Here is a 17,865-nt window from a genome sequence, read left to right as displayed (position 1 = left end):
GTCTATTCTTCGTCTTTAAACCACGAAGAATACTTCTTGTAATTTTGAGCTATGCGCTGAACTTCACCTTCAAATAGTTCTGGTGAAATTGCTTTTACTTTTTTGGCTGGGACTCCTGCATACACAGATCCTTTCTCTACACGTGTTCCCTCTAACAAAACTGCTCCCGCCGCAATGATGGACCCAGACTCTATGTAACAATTGTCCATAACGATAGAGCCCATACCTATTAATACATCTGATTCTACAGTACAACCATGAACCAAGGCATTATGTCCTATACTCACGCGATCTCCGATAAAAGTCTTGGTTTTTTCATAGGTACAATGAATAACTGCACCGTCTTGAACATTTACCAAATCACCGAGTACTATACTGTTAACATCTCCACGGATAACAGCGTTAAACCAAATGGAACAATCTTTCCCGGTTACAACATCGCCAACCACGGTTGCGTTTTCTGCCAACCAGTTATCTGCACCGAATTGTGGTGACTTACCTCTACATGCTTTTACAAGCGCCATATCTATAATGTAAAATGATTTACTTTTTGATCTCCCCAGTCATTTTCCTTGAGGTACGACTTGAAGTCTTCTGAATTTTCTGAAGAATAAAATTGAAGCGTTGTTCCTCTATTTAATCGAGTACTAATCTCGGTATGTCGATTCAAATAATCCTCTAGACGTTCAGCTACAATTTCACCTTGGGTTACTAACTGAATGTGAGCAGGGATAATAGACCTTAGATAGTTATAGATTAAGGGGTAATGTGTACATCCCAAAACTATGGTATCCACTTTCGGGTGTGCCTCAAGAAAAACATCTATATCCTTTTTAAAAATAGCTTCTCCCTCCTTAGTAGTATGCTGATTCGCTTCAATAATAGGCACCCATAAAGGACATGCCTGTTGTACCACTTTTACACCTGGGGTGAATTTTTCTATTTCTATCTTGTAAGATTCTGATTTGACTGTACCCGTAGTGGCCAGAACACCTACCACCTTTGTTTTACTTAATTCTCCAACCATCTCCGTGCTTGGTCGTAAAACACCTAAAACTTTTTTACCCGGATATTTTATAGGTAAGACTTTCTGTTGTATCGTTCTTAACGCTTGTGCACTTGCTGTATTACAAGCTAAAATGATGATTTCACATCCTTGAGCAAACAAAAACTCTACACATTCTAAGGTATATTGATATACAACTTCAAAGGAACGTGTTCCATAAGGAGCCCTTGCATTATCACCCAAATAAATGTAATCGTATTGTGGCAAACGTTTTTGAAACTCTTTCAATATGGTTAGTCCACCGTATCCAGAGTCAAAAACACCAATGTATCCTTTGTGATTATTTTGCATAAAAAAAGTCGAGCAATAATTTACTCGACTCAAAGTTATTTAAAATTTCTTTTCTATTGTCCACCAGTAGCTGGAGCTGTTTCCGTACCAGTAGTTTTAGGTACATCCAACTTCAACACTTCAGCAATCACTAGATTGGTAACATCCTTACCACCTGCAAACAACACAGAATTTTTGTCTAGAACGTAATCAATCTTATTCGCTTTTGCTACATTTTCAATAGCCTCGTTCATCAATTCGTTTAACGGTGCCATTTTCTTTTGATAAAAACTTTGCAAGTCAGCATCATAATTCTGACTCTTCTTATCTAAAGCCGCACTCATTTCTTGGATTCTTTTCTCTTCACGCTGACGTAATACTGGAGAAAGATTTGCTCCTTCTACTTGGTATCTTTGGTATGCCTCTTGTAATTTCAATTGATCCTCTTCCAATTCTTTCGCGTAGTACTCTCTTAACTCACTAATATCCTTCTGTGCTTGAATTGCAGATGGCATTGTATCGAATACAGCTGCATAATCACAATGTGCTACACTTTGAGCAGATACCAATCCTGTAAATAACAATGCTACAAACGCTACTAATAATCTTTTCATCATTTTCTTTCTTAATTTATCTATTTAATGCTAACGCCTAATTCTCTTAAAACTCTTTTACTTAGATCGTATTTAGGGTCTGCAAATATAAGGTTTGATTGATTTGCTTTATCAAATACAAACGCATATTTACCGGCATTAGCAATTTTTTCAAGAGCCTCAAATACTTTATCTTGTATGGGCTGAATCAATTCTTTTCTTTTCGCAAACAAATCTCCATTAACACCAAAACGCAATTGCTGCAATTCCAAAGTTTCGTTCTCTAAAGTTTCTATCTCTAACTTACGTGCTTCTCTTTCTTCGTCAGGAAGTACTGCCTCTACTCTATCAAACTCGTCTTTCTTCTTTTTGATAACAACGTATCTATCCTGGATCTCTTTTTGCCAACGAGCAGCAAACTTATCTAATTTCTCCTTGGCTTCTTGATACTCTGGCATGTTCTCCAAAATGAAATCAGAATCAATGTATCCATACTTCTGACCATACGAAGCAAAGGCCGTGCCAATAACCAATAAAAGTGATAAAGCTAAAGTTCTCATAATTTTTAATTTGACAGTCGAACGACGAAAATAATATTTTTATTGTGATAGATTAAAGATCTCCGATGTTCGTTCCTATCGTAAACTGGAATACACCTGGCATTTGACCATTCGCTCGTAAAATATCATTTCCTTTTCTGTAACCGTCACTGTGAGGATCAAGTGCATCCAGTCCCCAACCATAACTAAAGCCTAACATACCTATCATAGGAATATTCACATTTAATCCAAGACCTACAGATCTTTTCACATTAAATGGATTAAATCTATCCAAGGCAGTATACGTATTACCTGCTTCAGCAAAACCATATACCCAGAACATTGCTGATGGATTTAAAGAAATTGGGTATCTCAACTCAACAGAGTACTTCGCAATCATAGGGTCTGCAATTGTAGAACTTACAACAGTACTCGTAGTTCCGTAACCTCTTAACGAAATAATTTCTGTACCATTTACTTGTGCGTTCACACCTCCGGTTAATCCACTTCCTCCTAAACTGAATCTATCAAAAGGAGATAACCCTTTACTTTGGCTGTAAGCTCCCATGAATCCAATTCCGAATCTTGGCGCCAATACTAATTTTTTATCAGTTGTTAATGGAAGGTACCATTCACCTGTCATTTTCAATTTGTAGAATTCATTGAATTTCACTAAATCTTGTTGTGAGTACGATGAGTAATCATCCACACCATCAAACATAGAATACGGTAAAGACGCTTTGGCTGTAAAGGTCAACCTAGAACCCGATCTTGGATAGATAGGTGCGTCTATGGAGTTACGCGATAAAACATACTGTGCGTAAATGTTATTTGAGTATCCATTTGAGATAGCTAACAAATTGTAATTCCTTACATCGTAGTATTTATAACCTAATTCATAGTAGGCTGTAAAGTAATCATCCGGAATTTTCTTTCTTCTCTGTAAACCTACACCAAGTCCTGTAATCGAGATACCTTGGTAATCTTTATCTGCTCGAGATAAATTTCCACTCAATGAGTAAGAGTTGTTGTTCATCCAGAAACTTAAAGCATTTGGTTTTTTACCACCTAACCACGGCTCTGTAAAAGAGAAACTGTAGGCTTGGTAGAACATACCATTGGTTTGTGCTCTCAATGATAAACGCTGACCATCTCCAGTTGGCAATGGCGACCATGCAGATTTATCAAAGAAATTTTGAACAGAGAAGTTATTAAATGAGAGTCCAGCCGTTAAGATTAAAGTATTGGCACCATAACCTCCAGACAATTCGATTTGATCCGATGATTTTTCATTTACCACTACCTCTATATCTACCGTACCATCTTGTGGATTAGGAATAGGAATGAAATCCATTTTTTCTTGATCGAAGTACCCTAATTGCATCAATTCTCTTTGGGTACGAATGATGTCATTTCTATTGAACAAGTCACCCGGCTTCATTCTCAACTCACGTCTGATTACGTGCTCGTTTGTTTTGAAATTACCTTTTATAAAAATATCTCCAATAGTTGCTTCTTTCCCTTCAATGATTCTTAACTCATAGTTGATGTGGTTGTCCACCACTCCTTTTTCTATAGGAATAATTTGAAAGAACAAGTGACCTCTATCCATATAAAGCGAGGTAATATCTCTCGACTCCATGCTTTGGAACAAGCGCTGTTCTAATAGCGTTTTATTGTAAACATCTCCGTATTTAATTCCTAGAACAGTATCTAAATAACCCGTTCTATACTTTGCGTTTCCAACCCACGTAATGTTTCCGAAGTAATACTTCTCACCTTCATCAATTTTAATATCCACCCCAAGGTGTTTTTCATCGATAATGTAAACGCTATCACTTACGATTTCGGCATCACGCAAACCTTCCTCTTGCAATTTATTGGTAAGGGCAAGTTTATCTCTTTTGTAAGCTACGTCCATAAATTTCGAACGCTTGAAGAATCTCCAAAAAGCTTTTTGCTTGGTATCCTTCATGGCTCTTCTGAGCTTAGCTTCCTTTACGGTTTCAACTCCTACAATGTTTAATTCGGCAATTTTCATCTTCTCACCTTTATCTACATTGATGATGAAAATCTCTGAATTAGACATCAAAGTATCTACCTTACGAACAATGTTCGCTTTAACTAGGTAGTACCCTTTATCTTTAAAGAAATGCTCTACTTTATTTTCGGTTTGAAAGATTAGGTTCTCTGTGATGTTTTTACCCGAGAAAAGGTCGATTTCTTCTCTTATTTTATCCGCTTCCTTTTTGGTTACTCCATTGAATTTGAAACGAGATAACTTTGCACGAGGTTGAAGAATGATACTTAAATAAATCACATCTCCAATTACTTTTTCTTTAACGATTTCCACATTAGAGAAAAGTCCTTCATTCCACAACTTCTTTATGGCATTACTAATATCATCTCCAGGAATGGTAATTTTATCACCCTGACGCAAACCAGCGATTAACTTGATAGCTGTGTGATCAAAATTATCAGCACCCAGCACGTTAACAGGACCGATTTCGTATTCTTTCGGATTTTTATAATCAATATCCTGCCCGAAGGATGTGAATACTACCGCTAGGGTAAAAAGGAGTGTGACTAGTTTATGCATAAAATTATTCTGGTCTTAATTGTTCAGAAACTTTTCCGAACCTTCTTTCTCGTGATTGGTAATTAATAACGGCCTCAAATAGATTTTCTTGTTTAAAATCTGGCCATAATGTATCTATAAAATACAATTCTGAATAAGCAATTTGCCACAATAGGAAATTACTGATTCTATATTCGCCAGAGGTTCTGATCAACAACTCTGGGTCTGGAATATTTTTAGTTGACAAAGCATTAGAAATTACCTCCTCATTAATCGCTTCAGCATCTAGGCTTCCTACTTTCACTTGATTGGCAATCTTCTTTGTTGCTTCTATCATTTCCCATCTTGCACTATAATTAATAGCTAAGACAAGAACTACTCCCGTATTCTCTTTTAATCTTTCTCTTGCGGCAGCCAAACTATCTTTACAATCTGAAGGCAAACCTTCTTCATCTCCAATAATTTCGAGTCTTACGTTTTTTTCATCTAAAACGTCTACCTCGTTAGCTATGGTCTGAACCATTAAGTTCATCAAGCCATCCACCTCTTCTTTAGGACGGTTCCAGTTTTCGGTTGAAAAAGTATAAAGCGTTAAAAACTTCACCCCCAATTCATCCGCACCGTTTACAGCTTCTCTTACTGCACCCACTCCAGAATTATGTCCGTATAAACGCATCTCGCCTTGTTGTTTGGCCCATCTACCATTACCATCCATGATAATCGCGATGTGTTCTGGAATTCTTGTTTTGTCTATTTGGTTTATTAAATCCATTGGGTACAAATAATTTTATTTGCCTGAAGGGGCTAATTTAGTATATCTCTTGTAGAATAGAACAATAAATTAGATCAAGCTTAACTTTGTTTAACAAAAAAGAGGGATATGGCGAACCAGACCCCTCATCTATTGAGTTTCTTGTGTATCAATTACTCTGCTAGGATGATGATTTTATCGTTCATCATTTCCATCACTCCTCCTTTGATTTTAACACGGATAACTTTATCGTGCGATGTATCGCGTTCTATCTCTCCAGTTAAATCATTAAACTCTACATCACTATTTGCAAGATCTACTTTTACAGACCCTTCAGTAAGTGCAGAAATGATAGGGGCGTGACCTCCTAATACTTGAAAAAGTCCATCAACTCCAGGCATTTGAACTGCGTCAACTTCTCCTGTAAAGATTTTCTTTTCCGGTGTAATTATATCTAAGTGCATAGCAACTAGAATTTATATTAAAAAGGGAGATTGCTCTCCCTCTTATTTCTTATTAATTAAGCTTCAGCAAGCATTTTTTCTCCTGCAGCTCTTACCTCTTCGATATCTCCCTTCAAGTTGAAAGCAGCCTCTGGGTACTGGTCCATCTCACCATCTAAGATCATGTTAAATCCTTTGATAGTTTCGTTGATGTCTACCAACACACCTTTCAATCCTGTAAACTGCTCAGCTACGTGGAAGGGTTGAGATAAGAAACGTTGAACTCTACGCGCTCTGTGTACGATTAACTTATCTTCTTCAGACAATTCATCCATACCTAAGATCGCGATAATATCTTGTAACTCTTTGTAACGTTGTAATGTTTGCTGTACTCTCTGTGCACAAGCGTAGTGCTCTTCACCTACGATAGATGGCGTAAGAATTCTTGAAGAAGACTCTAATGGATCTACCGCTGGGTAAATACCTAACTCAGCAATCTTACGAGACAATACTGTTGTTGCATCCAAGTGAGCGAAAGTGTTCGCTGGTGCAGGGTCAGTAAGGTCATCCGCAGGTACGTAAACCGCCTGTACAGATGTAATAGAACCGTTCTTTGTAGAAGTAATACGCTCCTGCATTGCACCCATCTCAGTTGCCAATGTTGGTTGGTAACCTACCGCTGATGGCATACGTCCTAATAAGGCTGACACCTCAGAACCTGCCTGCGTGAAACGGAAGATGTTATCAACGAAGAATAAGATATCCTTACCTGCTTCATCTCCATCACCATCACGGAAGTACTCTGCTAATGTTAATCCAGACAATGCAACACGTGCACGTGCTCCTGGAGGCTCATTCATCTGACCGAATACGAAAGCAGCTTTTGAATCCTTCATCTCTTCTTTATCGATAAGAGATAAATCCCATCCACCTTCTTCCATAGACTTCATGAATCCTTCACCATACTTGATAATTCCAGACTCTAACATCTCACGTAATAAGTCGTTACCTTCTCTGGTACGCTCACCTACTCCAGCAAATACAGATAAACCTGAGTATGCTTTCGCGATGTTGTTAATCAACTCCTGGATCAATACAGTTTTACCTACTCCGGCTCCACCGAATAAACCAATCTTACCTCCTTTTGCGTATGGCTCGATCAAGTCGATTACTTTAATCCCTGTAAAAAGAACTTCAGTAGCAGTAGATAACTGATCGAAAGCTGGAGCTTCACGGTGGATAGACATACCATTTGATTTGTCTAAATCACCAATCCCATCGATTGAATCACCTACTACGTTAAATAAACGTCCTTTTACTCCATCACCAGTAGGCATTTTGATTGGGCTACCTGTAGCCACAACTTCCATACCTCTAGTAAATCCGTCAGACGAATCCATCGCAATAGTACGAACTGAGTTCTCACCTACGTGTGATTGAACCTCTAAGATTACTTTTGTTCCGTTTGCTTTTGGCACCTCAAGTGCGTCATAAATATTCGGAAGCTCTACTCCCTTCTCGAAGCTTACATCTACTACAGGTCCAATTACCTGTGATACTCTACCTTTGATATTCGACATTACAGTGTCTTTTAAGTACATTGAATTTTCAGGGCGCAAAGATATATGAATTATTTGGTTAGATAAAATTTGTTGAAAAAAAAGTTCACTTTTTCACACCCCCACCTTGATTTGGGCACAAAAATGCTGTTTATCAACTAATTTTCAATCCATTTCGGTTATTAACATCCTACTTGACATACTCTTGTTTGCGCACCAAGATATAATTCTCCTGATCCACCTTTAAATAACCTCTATCATAACAAAAGAAATACACCGCTCCTTTCTTTGTGGTGTAGGTATTTGTGTAATAGTGAAAATTGAAACCGCGCTCGGCCATCATCATTAAACTGACGGTTACTTTTCCGCTCGGATTTAATTCATCCAAGATTCTTCGGTTCTTTCTTAATATGGCATTGATGTGACGCACATACTTGTTTACTGTGCCGTTCTTTTTATTATTGTAGGCATTTCTACAATAGTCAGAACAAAATTTCTGATCCTTACGACCATTTAAGGTCTGGTTGCACTCTTTGCAAGTGCGTGTTGTAGTGGTTGTCATAAGGGTTGATTTTATTTAACAACGTTAACAAATATTAACAGCAAAAGCAAATAGACTCCAACGGCAATCTACATTTTTGTATTTAAAGACATAAAGAAGATGGAAGAAAGTACCAACACAACTTTATCACCCGCGGAAAGTATCCGCCAATTGACAGAGAAAATAAAACAAGAGATTGTTTACACCAACCTTCTAAAGGATGAAATCTCTAAGGTTATTGTTGGACAAAGCAACATGGTAGAAAAACTTTTGGTTGCTTTATTGGCCGATGGACACATACTCCTTGAAGGGGTTCCTGGATTAGCCAAAACACTTGCCATTAAAACCCTATCGGATGCGATATCTGCAGATTTTAGCAGAATTCAATTTACCCCCGATTTATTACCTGCCGATGTAACGGGTACTATGATCTATAACCAAAAAGATCAAAAATTTACGGTGAATAAAGGACCCATTTTCGCAAATTTCATTCTAGCCGATGAAATAAACAGGGCTCCGGCCAAAGTTCAATCGGCTTTATTGGAAGCCATGCAAGAAAAACAGGTTACCATAGGAGATGAAACTTTCCAACTTCCATCCCCTTTCCTGGTAATGGCTACGCAAAACCCAGTTGAACAAGAAGGAACTTACCCTTTACCCGAAGCGCAGGTAGACCGTTTTATGTTGAAAGTCTTTCTAGACTACCCCAAAAAAGAAGAAGAAAAACTCATTATACGCTCGAACATTCGCAAAGAAGGATTGAGTAAAATTGATCGCGTTTTAAAACCTGAAGATATTATACGTTTACGTGAATTGGTGAAAGACGTGTATCTGGATGAGAAAATTGAAAACTATATCGTAGACATTGTTTTTGCCACACGTAACCCTGAAGATTACGACTTGAGTAACTTGGCACCTCTTATAAGTTTTGGAGGATCGCCGAGAGCCAGCATCAATTTAGCCCGTGCAGCAAAAGCTTATGCATTCTTAAACGGTAGAGCTTATGTAATTCCGGAAGATATTCGCGCCATAGCTCCTGACGTTTTACAACACCGTATAGGGTTAACTTACGAAGCTGAAGCCGAAGAAATTGGTCCGAGAGATATCGTAGAAAAAATCTTAAACCGCATAGACGTACCTTAATGGATACGAAAGAACTTCTTAAAAAAGTAAAAACCATAGAGCTAAAAACGCGTGGTTTAACCAAACAGGTCTTTTCGGGAGAATATCATTCTGCCTTTAAAGGTCGTGGTATGGCTTTTTCTGAAGTTAGAGATTACCATTATGGTGATGATGTAAGAAGTTTAGATTGGAATGTAACTGCTCGTTTTAATTCTCCCTTCATCAAAGTTTTTGAGGAGGAACGCGAGCTTAATATCATGTTGCTGATAGACATCTCTGAGTCGAATAATTTTGGACAGAAAGAACGCACCAAAAAGGAACTCATGCTCGAAATTGTGGCCGTTCTCGCTTTCTCAGCAGTGGCGAACAATGATAAAGTGGGTGCCATTTTCATCAGCGACGAAGTTGAAAAATTCATTCCTCCCAAAAAAGGAAAAGCCCATTGCATGATGATTTTGCGTCACATGATAGATTACAAACCCAAAAGCAAGGGCACCAACATTAATGAAGGATTGAAGTACTTTAGAAATGTTATTAAAAAAAGAAGCATAGCCTTTGTGATTAGTGATTTTATCGATTACTCTGCATTTGTAGATGGACTTAAAATCGCGAACAAAAAACATGATGTGGTTGCTCTGAAAACGGAAGATCCTTTAGAAAAAGAGTTGCCTAAAATTGGTATTACCAAATTATACGATGCTGAATCTGAGAAATACAAATGGGTAAACACCTACTCTTCTTCTGCACAAGAAAAATACAAACAGGCCTATATAAAAAGGAGTAAACAATTCGAAGAAGCCATGCGAAAGGCTAGAATTGATTATGCAACTATCTCAACAGACTCACAATACTTGGAGGCATTAATCACCTTATTCCAAAGACGCGCAAAATGAGAAGTTTAATTTATATAACGCTTATACTCTTTAGTATTTCGCCTTTGTTGGCGCAACGCGCTCACATGTCTTTGAATAAATCATCCGTAGAAATAGGTGTACCCTTTGAGTTGACCTTGAGTTTTACTTACAACCAAGCTCTGGATAGCATAGTATACACGGCTGCCCAGAATGTTTTACTTGGAAAAATATCTCAGGCTAACGGTGTAAGCGTGAACAACAAAACTTACGAATTAGAAATCTCAAAAGCTTTTTCTGATACCCTCTACAAAGAAAACAACACCTATCACTGGCTAGGCAAGTATGAATTGATTGCCTGGGACTCTGCTTATGTAATGATTAATGACCAGTCAATCGTTTTTGAAGACAGTCTTTTTTATTTCAACCCTGTAATTATAGAAGTTAAAAGTCCAATAGCAGATGGTACAAAAGGCATCTATGACATCAAAGAATTTTCAACAGAATTAGAAGAAGCCAAACCCAGTTGGCTTGTTTTTCTCATCAAACATTGGTGGTGGTTAAGCATTATTCTTGTTCTTCTGTTTATACTCATCATACTCCAACTGAAGAAAGCGCCCGTTGAGGCACAAAAGAAACGTATTATCACGAAGGTGAGTCCAAAAGAAAGCGCATTAAAAGCCATCAAGGCACTCGAAGAATCTCGATTGTACGAAACAGATTTAAAGGAATACTACTACCAACTCTCCATCATTATTAGAGCATTTTTAAGTAGACATTACGCTTCAAATTTCATGGATAACACTACTCATGAAACTAAATTGGATTTAATTCACAGGGACTTGAGTGACGAAACTATATCTATTATTGTCACTCTACTATCTCAGGCAGACATGGTGAAATTTGCCAAATCTAAACCTGAGTTGGACGATATCTTACGTACAGGAAATAAAGCCAAACAAATTGTTTCAGAAATAGCAGAAATAGAATTAAAACTAGACGACAATTAAAATGCTGGCCTGGATACATATCGATTTTTGGAATTACAATTTCCTTTCTCCGCAATGGCTGTGGTTACTCCTCCTCCTTCCTTTATATTTCCTAGGTTTAATTCTTAGAAGTAGAAAGGAAAAAGGTGATTTCAAAACGAGTTTAGACATACAACAACTCGAGCGTTTAGATGGAATACTTCCTCAAGTTTTCCATTGGGGTACGCATGTATTGTTTCTATTAGGCGTCGCTTCTTTTATTATCGCTCTTGCCCAACCATTGGGCGCACCTAAAAACCAGGAAGACGAATTTTCCGAGGGTATAGACATTATCTTGGCCATGGACATTTCTGGAAGTATGATGCAAACCGACTTCCTTCCTAACCGATTAGAAGCTGCTAAAGCTGTAGCTAAAGACTTTATAGACGGTAGAAAAAATGATAGAATAGGTTTGGTAGCATACGAAGGTGAAGCCTACACAGCTTGTCCTGCAACACGTAATCATTCCTTCTTAAAAAAGTGCATAGATAAACTTCAATCTGGATATTTAATAAACGGAACCGCCATAGGAACCGGTTTAGGTACAGCTGTAACCCGTTTGCGTAGCGATAGTTTAGAATCTAAAGTAATTATACTACTCACCGATGGAGCCTCTAACAGAGGTGAATTATCGCCACTTGAAGCTGCAGAATTGGCCAAACAGAAAGACATCACAGTTTATACCATAGGTGTGGGTGGGGACCAAAATGTTGGTGGTTTCTTTAGCAGTCAGCTTTTCTCTAGCGACATAGATGAAAAAACACTAGAGAAAATTGCCGACATCACGGGAGGAAAATATTTCAGAGCCAAGGATAAGAACTCATTGATAGAAATTTACGATAAAATAGAGCAAATGGAGACCCGAAAGTTGATTGACAATTACATTCAACAAGAACCTCCCACCTTACCTCTACCTTTTATTTTAAGTGGATTAATCTGTATAACTCTTGCATGGGTGATACGTAAATTATTCTTCGAAGCAATTGGATAACAAACGATTAACATATAGACTTCAACTCATCTTCTTACCCTTGATAGGCTTTGAGCTTCTCTTTTGGGGCTTGGCATTTTGGGTCGTTGAAAATTTCGGTGGATTCACATCCTTTAGTGGTAGTGAAAGCCTTGTTTTCAAAACACCCGTTTACGGTTATTTATTCTTAGCACTCCCTTTATTTTATACCTTTATTTGGTTCACTCTGCGAAGATCTAACAAAATCAGAACTCAGATAGGTGTTAGAAATAACGGACAATTCCCTCCTATTTCCCTTACTTATACCTTACTTAAACTATTTGTTCTGCGTACGGCCTTGGTTTTTGGAATCATTGCCGCCATGCAACCTTCTTTTGGTACACAAAAAGCAAAATTGAGGGTAAACGATTCTGAAATTGTTTTTGCAGTAGACATTTCTAACTCCATGAATACAGAAGACATGAGTGGAGGAGAATCGCGATTAACGGCTGCCAAAAACGCCATTAATCAATACATTAACATGTCGGGCAGCAACAAAGTCGGTATGGTTATTTTCGCGGGAAGTGCTTATCCCCAACTACCACTCACTGCTGACATAGGCGCCGCAAAAATGTACACAGAGGAATTGCATACAGATTTGATTTCGAATCAAGGAACAAACATAGGTCTGGCCTTAAGTCTGAGTAAAGATTTTTTCACCGACAAAAAGGAAACCAAAAAGGTTATCGTATTAATTAGCGATGGAGAAGATCATGAAGGAGGAACAGATAAAATATTGCAAGAACTGGCTCAAAAAAACATAGAATTACAAGTATTAGGATTAGGATCTAGCAACGGAGGACTCATCCCTATTCCCGGAGCAAGAACCCGACAATATTTCAAAGATCAATACGGTAAAAGTGTTGTTTCAAAACTAGACAAGGGGATGATAAAGGACCTTTCTGACCGAGCAGATGGGAAATTTGTGCTCTCAGATGACGAATTCCCGAATATCCATTCACTTTTAGCAGATTTTAACACCAACGAACCAACGAATACCGTAGAATTGGAGTTAGAAATTAAAAAGAATCATTATCAGTTTTTTATGTTTGTAGCTGTGATTATGATTCTCCTGTTTTTAGGAATTCAAGAACTGGAAAAACAACAATTGAAGCGTGATTAAAATGAAATTTGTAGCTGTCTTTACTTTTCTATTTTTGGCCTGCACAGCTGGTGCACAACAATGGCGTGTAGAATTTAGAGAGGGTAATAAATTATATGAAGCAGGAAAATATCAAGAAGCTTACGACCATTTCATTTCTGCACAACAACAAGCTCCTGAAAATATAGATTTATCTAAAGAAATTTCAAGAGCAGCCTACAGAAAGGGTGAATATAAAGAGGCTGAACAAAACTTTTACAATCAATTACAGGACGCACAAACACCCGAGGACAAAGCGGCGCTTTACCACAACATGGGTAATTGCAACATGCAAGATAAAAACTATGCTGAAGCAGTAGAAAATTACAAAAATGCCTTGCGTCTCAACCCGCAAGCTTCAGAAACACGCTATAATCTCGCAGAAGCGAAAAGAAGGTTGCAACAACAAGAAAAGCAAGACCAACAAAAGCAGCAAGAAGAACAACAAAATCAAGATCAACAAGAGCAGCAGAAGGATGATCAACAGAATCAAGATCAACAAGCTCAACAAAAGCAAAATCAAGAAGGTCAACCTCAAAATCAACAACAAAGTGAGAATCAATCACAACAAAATAATAATTCCAACAACTCTTCTTCTTCCAAGTCGTCTCCGCAGCAGAGCGATAAACTTTCAAGTAAAAAAACTGAGCGCCTTTTGGATGAATTGATGAAACAAGAAATGAACACCAAACGTAAATTACGCGGTTTGGGTTCTGGAGGTAAAGAAGAACAAGTAAAATCCGGTAAACGATGGTAAAACACGTCCTTACATATTGTCTTTTGTTCATTGCTAGTTTTACACTGGCACAATCTGCTTATGTAAAGATCAAAACATCAGCGCTTAAGGTAGAAGAAAATGAACCTTTCCGCGTGGCCATAGAAAGTAACGCCTCGAGAGACTTTGACTACGACTTTCCCGATGAATTTATAGATGCTGGTGGTACTTCTACTTCACAACAATCTTATGTAGATATGAATACGCGTCAAGCTGTATTGCTCTACATGGAAACATCCACTTTCGTTATCAAGGAAAAGGGAAAATATAAGATAGGTCCTGTAAAAATTCAAACCAAAAATGGGGAAATAAGCTCTAACACAATTATCATAGAAGTAGTTGAACCTGTGAATCTAACCAGTGAAAATCCGGCGGACAATATGGATCAAAATTTCTTTGGTATTATTCAACAATCCGCCAAAGAATTATACGAAGGTCAACCTTTGATTTTATCCGCTAAATTATACGCTCAACAAGAATTATTCACCCTATTGGACTATCAGAGTTTTGTTTTTGAAGGTCCGGCAGAAGAACATTTCTTGCAAGCTCCAGGAAGTTTTCAACGTGCTGATGAAGTGGTAAACAATAAGAAGGTAGAAGTCATTTCTGGTGGTAAAGTATTACTCTTTCCAGAACAATCTGGTCACTACGATTTAGAACCGTTTAGAATTGCTTTCAATTACAGGCTTAATAATTCCAACCGCCCTCAAAGAAGCATTATTACTTCCAACCGTTCTGAAGTTCTAATCAAACCTCTTCCAAACGGTGCACCTAAGAATTTTATTGGAGCTGTAGGCCAATACAAAGTGAGTTGTACGAGTGAAGGAAAAAGCTTTAAAGTTGGTGATGTATTTGAATACAAAGTACGCATTTCAGGAGCAGGTAACTTACACAATATAGAAACGCCTCAACTCCAATTACCCAAAGGATTAACTCTTTACGGAGACCCAGAGATTCACGACTCCATCTTTTTTAATACCCGCGGTGCAGAAGGAAGTAAAACCTTCGTTTACAACGTGCAAATCTTACAAGGAAAGAGCTTTAAACTAGACGGTGTTACCATTTCTTATTTCGACCCTGAAGTAGAAAAATATATAGAAGTAAGTGGAGAACAAGTAAAATTAAAAGCCAAGGGTGAAAGTATAGCTCTGCCTGATACCAAAGAGAAAAAACAAGAAAAAGCAGAAGAACCTTTACGTACTATTTTAGTAGATGTAAGAAGTGATGAGAAAGAAAATGACTTCTACAATTCTGGTTTATTTTGGACAGGAGTAGGTGCCCCTATCTCTCTTGCTTTTGTCTTCGGTTTCTTAGTAAAATACAGAAATGAAAACGAAGAAAGCATTGCCTTAAATCAGAAAAAGAAACAAGCAAAAAAACTAGCCGTTGATGAATTGGGCAAAGCAAAAGCTGCTTTAGCAGCCAACAAACAAGAAGAATTCTACATAGAAATAGCCCACGCTTTGAAGCTCTTTATTGCTAACAAACACAATATAGACACTGCGCAAGTGACGCGTGCCTACATCGATGAGCTAAACATCAATGCAACGCAAAAACAAGGTATTAAGTCCATTTTTGACCAATGTGATGAAGCCAAATACAGCTTGTACATTGATAGGGAAAATCAAGAAATGTTGTTGAATGCTACAGCCCAAATTGTTAACGAATTAAACGAAGTTCTGTAATGCGTCAACTTCTACTTCTTTGCTTTACCCTTATGATTACACTTGCTCAAGCCAACTTTGAAAAAGGTGTAGCATTTTATCAAGACAAGCAATACAAAAAAGCCATTTCTGCCTTTCAACAAGATTGGGACAGCACGCAAAACAGCGCCAATTTATACAACTTAGGTTTATCTCATCTCATGTTGAAACAACCTGAAAAAGCCTTGTATTACTTTGAGAAAACTTTAAAATACGATCCCAATAATACAGATGCCATCTACAATGCATCTCACTTGTTTTCTGAAATGAATGAGGGAAGTTATTGGCAACATCCTTACTCTTGGATAGGTCGTTTTGTATTTAAATTCTCTTCCAATACTTGGAGTTATTTAAGTTTGTTTTTTGCGCTATTATTAGGACTTAGCATTTTTATAACTTTGCAACCTCATCAAAGAAGTCGCAAGAAAATAGGACAATTCGGAATTGTCATCACCTTTGTTTTCCTTGCCACCTCTACCCTGGCAGCCAAATTTAGTTACGAGCATTTTGTTGCCACAGAGTTTGCTTATTTACCCAAAACAGACATAGCAACCTTTATTTCACCCGGAAAAAATCCAACAGAAGTTAAGTTAGAACTCAACCAACGCTATAAGGTAAATCAACAACAAGATGATTTTCTCCAAATTCAATTAAAAACAGGAGAACGAATTTGGGTGGCTCAAAAAGATGTATTGAGTTATTAAGGCTTTACAGCTCTCGTCATTTCACGCTTACCTGGAGGTCCAGGCAAAGCCTCTATTGTAAAACCAGCTGCCTTCATGTTGCGTTTTACCTGACCTTTCGCACAATAAGTAACCAATGCGCCACCACTCGTCATTCCTTTAAACAACTTTTCAAATACAGCTACACTCCACATTTCTTCCTGCACGCGCGGACCAAAAGCATCAAAATAAACTAGGTCTATACTTTCTTCTTCAGGTAAATAATCTTCTAACTTCTGCTCTATTTTCTGCAAGGCAAAATTCGGATTGATTTCTTCCAAAATGTTCCAGGGCGTAGCATGAATTTGAGTGTAATCTTCTTTCAACTCTTTTAAAGCAGGCATAGAAACGTAGTCCATCGCTTCCAATTCTTCTTGACTCACAGGATAGGCTTCTAAACCGTGATATTCCACCTTTAAATCATGTTTACGAGCATAATCAAGCGTTATCAAAGCATTGAGTCCGGTACCAAACCCTATTTCAAGAATACGCAGCTTTCTTGCTTCCTTCTTAAACTCCAAACCATGTTGAATAAACACATGCATGGCCTCTTGCAAAGCTCCGTGGTGAGAATGATAATTCTCGTTCAACTCTGGTAAGTGTATGGTTTTAGAACCATCTCCCGTAACTATGATCTCTCGTTTCATGAGGGCAAACTTAATGAAAACTAAAAATTAATTCGGAGTAATACAATAAAGCAGGCTAATTCCAGTTTGAATATAAATTACTTTTTCATTTTAACCTTTAGGTATACTACATAAAAAAAGTCATGTACAAACTTCTAATCACACTACTTATACTTTTTGTATTATATGCCTGTCAAAAAGATGATCCTATTAATGAAAATCCAGGTAATAATATAACTACAACACATCATAATGCTTACTTCCAGGGCATCATAACTGATTCAACTACAGGTCTACCCCTAAGTGGATACAATGTTAGAGTTTATGGCCCAAGCGCTAGTCTAGACACTTTAATTGATGGCACGTATTTACTACATGTATATTGGTATGAGGGCAAATTGAGTTATCCAAAACCAAGTATGGTTCACGTTTAAATTCAAGATTCAAACTATCAAAATGTTAAGGATATTTATTTCAATGGTGATTTACTCATAGAAGACGACACGCTCGATATCGATTTCCAGGTCGCGTTGTAAGGGTCGAATAAA

General features: G+C 37.7%; 19 protein-coding genes. 9 read left to right on the top strand and 10 right to left on the bottom strand.

Annotated elements, in window-relative coordinates; translation table 11 throughout:
- Positions 1-2: 2 nt before the first annotated feature.
- From BM327_RS09175 to BM327_RS09135, 9 genes are all read right to left on the bottom strand, one after another.
- Positions 3-524, bottom strand: coding sequence for a gamma carbonic anhydrase family protein (locus BM327_RS09175; RefSeq protein WP_090248662.1), 522 nt, complete (start codon positions 522-524; stop codon positions 3-5).
- 2 nt (positions 525-526) lie between these two features.
- A complete protein-coding gene (murI, locus tag BM327_RS09170) occupies positions 527-1,357 on the bottom strand; it encodes a glutamate racemase (protein WP_090248660.1) in 831 nt (276 codons plus the stop codon).
- 53 nt (positions 1,358-1,410) lie between these two features.
- Complete coding sequence (locus BM327_RS09165; RefSeq protein ID WP_090248658.1) at positions 1,411-1,953, bottom strand: OmpH/Skp family outer membrane protein; 543 nt, start codon at positions 1,951-1,953, stop codon at positions 1,411-1,413.
- 17 nt (positions 1,954-1,970) lie between these two features.
- Positions 1,971-2,489: an OmpH/Skp family outer membrane protein gene (locus BM327_RS09160; protein ID WP_090248655.1), complete on the bottom strand. Its 519-nt coding sequence runs from the start codon at positions 2,487-2,489 to the stop codon at positions 1,971-1,973.
- Positions 2,490-2,541: 52 nt separating this feature from the next.
- Positions 2,542-5,067: an outer membrane protein assembly factor BamA gene (bamA, locus tag BM327_RS09155; protein WP_090248653.1), complete on the bottom strand. Its 2,526-nt coding sequence runs from the start codon at positions 5,065-5,067 to the stop codon at positions 2,542-2,544.
- Positions 5,068-5,071: 4 nt separating this feature from the next.
- The gene (locus BM327_RS09150) at positions 5,072-5,818 is read right to left on the bottom strand and encodes an isoprenyl transferase (RefSeq protein ID WP_090248650.1); all 747 of its coding nucleotides are present in this window, start codon (positions 5,816-5,818) and stop codon (positions 5,072-5,074) included.
- A 152-nt stretch (positions 5,819-5,970) separates the two neighbouring features.
- On the bottom strand, positions 5,971-6,261 hold the full coding sequence (locus BM327_RS09145) for a F0F1 ATP synthase subunit delta/epsilon (protein WP_090248647.1): 291 nt from the start codon (positions 6,259-6,261) through the stop codon (positions 5,971-5,973).
- Positions 6,262-6,317: 56 nt separating this feature from the next.
- Positions 6,318-7,820: a F0F1 ATP synthase subunit beta gene (gene atpD, locus BM327_RS09140; RefSeq protein WP_090248927.1), complete on the bottom strand. Its 1,503-nt coding sequence runs from the start codon at positions 7,818-7,820 to the stop codon at positions 6,318-6,320.
- Between the two features lie 169 nt (positions 7,821-7,989).
- The gene (locus tag BM327_RS09135; protein ID WP_090248643.1) at positions 7,990-8,361 is read right to left on the bottom strand and encodes a hypothetical protein; all 372 of its coding nucleotides are present in this window, start codon (positions 8,359-8,361) and stop codon (positions 7,990-7,992) included.
- 99 nt (positions 8,362-8,460) lie between these two features.
- On the opposite strand from BM327_RS09135, the gene BM327_RS09130 reads away from it, so the two are divergent.
- The 8 genes from BM327_RS09130 to BM327_RS09095 are packed head-to-tail and all read left to right on the top strand — an operon-like array spanning position 8,461 to position 16,673.
- Positions 8,461-9,483: an AAA family ATPase gene (locus BM327_RS09130; RefSeq protein WP_090248640.1), complete on the top strand. Its 1,023-nt coding sequence runs from the start codon at positions 8,461-8,463 to the stop codon at positions 9,481-9,483.
- Positions 9,483-10,355, top strand: a complete 873-nt coding sequence (locus BM327_RS09125; RefSeq protein WP_090248638.1) for a DUF58 domain-containing protein — start codon at positions 9,483-9,485, stop codon at positions 10,353-10,355. The genes BM327_RS09130 and BM327_RS09125 overlap by 1 nt, the downstream gene beginning before the upstream one ends.
- A complete protein-coding gene (locus tag BM327_RS09120) occupies positions 10,352-11,323 on the top strand; it encodes a hypothetical protein (RefSeq protein WP_090248635.1) in 972 nt (323 codons plus the stop codon). The genes BM327_RS09125 and BM327_RS09120 overlap by 4 nt, the downstream gene beginning before the upstream one ends.
- A 1-nt stretch (position 11,324) precedes the next feature.
- Positions 11,325-12,332, top strand: a complete 1,008-nt coding sequence (locus BM327_RS09115; protein WP_090248632.1) for a vWA domain-containing protein — start codon at positions 11,325-11,327, stop codon at positions 12,330-12,332.
- The gene (locus BM327_RS09110; RefSeq protein WP_090248630.1) at positions 12,325-13,473 is read left to right on the top strand and encodes a VWA domain-containing protein; all 1,149 of its coding nucleotides are present in this window, start codon (positions 12,325-12,327) and stop codon (positions 13,471-13,473) included. Before BM327_RS09115 ends, BM327_RS09110 begins: the two co-directional genes overlap by 8 nt.
- Before the next feature lies 1 nt (position 13,474).
- Positions 13,475-14,248, top strand: coding sequence for a tetratricopeptide repeat protein (locus BM327_RS09105; protein WP_170853723.1), 774 nt, complete (start codon positions 13,475-13,477; stop codon positions 14,246-14,248).
- Positions 14,242-15,951, top strand: coding sequence for a BatD family protein (locus BM327_RS09100; RefSeq protein WP_090248625.1), 1,710 nt, complete (start codon positions 14,242-14,244; stop codon positions 15,949-15,951). The genes BM327_RS09105 and BM327_RS09100 overlap by 7 nt, the downstream gene beginning before the upstream one ends.
- Positions 15,951-16,673, top strand: a complete 723-nt coding sequence (locus tag BM327_RS09095; protein WP_090248622.1) for a tetratricopeptide repeat protein — start codon at positions 15,951-15,953, stop codon at positions 16,671-16,673. The genes BM327_RS09100 and BM327_RS09095 overlap by 1 nt, the downstream gene beginning before the upstream one ends.
- On the opposite strand, the gene mnmD is transcribed toward BM327_RS09095, so the two are convergent.
- On the bottom strand, positions 16,670-17,338 hold the full coding sequence (gene mnmD / locus BM327_RS09090) for a tRNA (5-methylaminomethyl-2-thiouridine)(34)-methyltransferase MnmC2 (RefSeq protein ID WP_090248620.1): 669 nt from the start codon (positions 17,336-17,338) through the stop codon (positions 16,670-16,672). The genes BM327_RS09095 and mnmD overlap by 4 nt on opposite strands.
- Positions 17,339-17,460: 122 nt before the next feature.
- On the opposite strand from mnmD, the gene BM327_RS09085 reads away from it, so the two are divergent.
- Positions 17,461-17,751 carry a hypothetical protein gene (locus tag BM327_RS09085; RefSeq protein ID WP_090248617.1) on the top strand — a complete coding sequence of 97 codons (291 nt, stop codon included), beginning with the start codon at positions 17,461-17,463 and terminating at the stop codon, positions 17,749-17,751.
- The last annotated feature ends 114 nt before the right edge of the window (positions 17,752-17,865 follow it).

It is taken from the genome of Lishizhenia tianjinensis, assembly GCF_900116425.1.
Taxonomy (GTDB): Bacteria; Bacteroidota; Bacteroidia; order Flavobacteriales_D; family Crocinitomicaceae; genus Lishizhenia; species Lishizhenia tianjinensis.
Note: the sequence above shows the minus strand (reverse complement) of the source record. Positions and strands in the feature narration are given on the sequence as shown.

Coding starts and splice junctions, on each gene's coding strand:
- BM327_RS09175 (WP_090248662.1), bottom strand. CDS start 524: ATGGCGCTTGTAAAAGCATGTAGAGGTAAGTCACCACAATTCGGTGCA.
- murI (WP_090248660.1), bottom strand. CDS start 1,357: ATGCAAAATAATCACAAAGGATACATTGGTGTTTTTGACTCTGGATAC.
- BM327_RS09165 (WP_090248658.1), bottom strand. CDS start 1,953: ATGATGAAAAGATTATTAGTAGCGTTTGTAGCATTGTTATTTACAGGA.
- BM327_RS09160 (WP_090248655.1), bottom strand. CDS start 2,489: ATGAGAACTTTAGCTTTATCACTTTTATTGGTTATTGGCACGGCCTTT.
- bamA (WP_090248653.1), bottom strand. CDS start 5,067: ATGCATAAACTAGTCACACTCCTTTTTACCCTAGCGGTAGTATTCACA.
- BM327_RS09150 (WP_090248650.1), bottom strand. CDS start 5,818: ATGGATTTAATAAACCAAATAGACAAAACAAGAATTCCAGAACACATC.
- BM327_RS09145 (WP_090248647.1), bottom strand. CDS start 6,261: ATGCACTTAGATATAATTACACCGGAAAAGAAAATCTTTACAGGAGAA.
- atpD (WP_090248927.1), bottom strand. CDS start 7,820: ATGTCGAATATCAAAGGTAGAGTATCACAGGTAATTGGACCTGTAGTA.
- BM327_RS09135 (WP_090248643.1), bottom strand. CDS start 8,361: ATGACAACCACTACAACACGCACTTGCAAAGAGTGCAACCAGACCTTA.
- BM327_RS09130 (WP_090248640.1), top strand. CDS start 8,461: ATGGAAGAAAGTACCAACACAACTTTATCACCCGCGGAAAGTATCCGC.
- BM327_RS09125 (WP_090248638.1), top strand. CDS start 9,483: ATGGATACGAAAGAACTTCTTAAAAAAGTAAAAACCATAGAGCTAAAA.
- BM327_RS09120 (WP_090248635.1), top strand. CDS start 10,352: ATGAGAAGTTTAATTTATATAACGCTTATACTCTTTAGTATTTCGCCT.
- BM327_RS09115 (WP_090248632.1), top strand. CDS start 11,325: ATGCTGGCCTGGATACATATCGATTTTTGGAATTACAATTTCCTTTCT.
- BM327_RS09105 (WP_170853723.1), top strand. CDS start 13,475: ATGAAATTTGTAGCTGTCTTTACTTTTCTATTTTTGGCCTGCACAGCT.
- BM327_RS09100 (WP_090248625.1), top strand. CDS start 14,242: ATGGTAAAACACGTCCTTACATATTGTCTTTTGTTCATTGCTAGTTTT.
- BM327_RS09095 (WP_090248622.1), top strand. CDS start 15,951: ATGCGTCAACTTCTACTTCTTTGCTTTACCCTTATGATTACACTTGCT.
- mnmD (WP_090248620.1), bottom strand. CDS start 17,338: ATGAAACGAGAGATCATAGTTACGGGAGATGGTTCTAAAACCATACAC.
- BM327_RS09085 (WP_090248617.1), top strand. CDS start 17,461: ATGTACAAACTTCTAATCACACTACTTATACTTTTTGTATTATATGCC.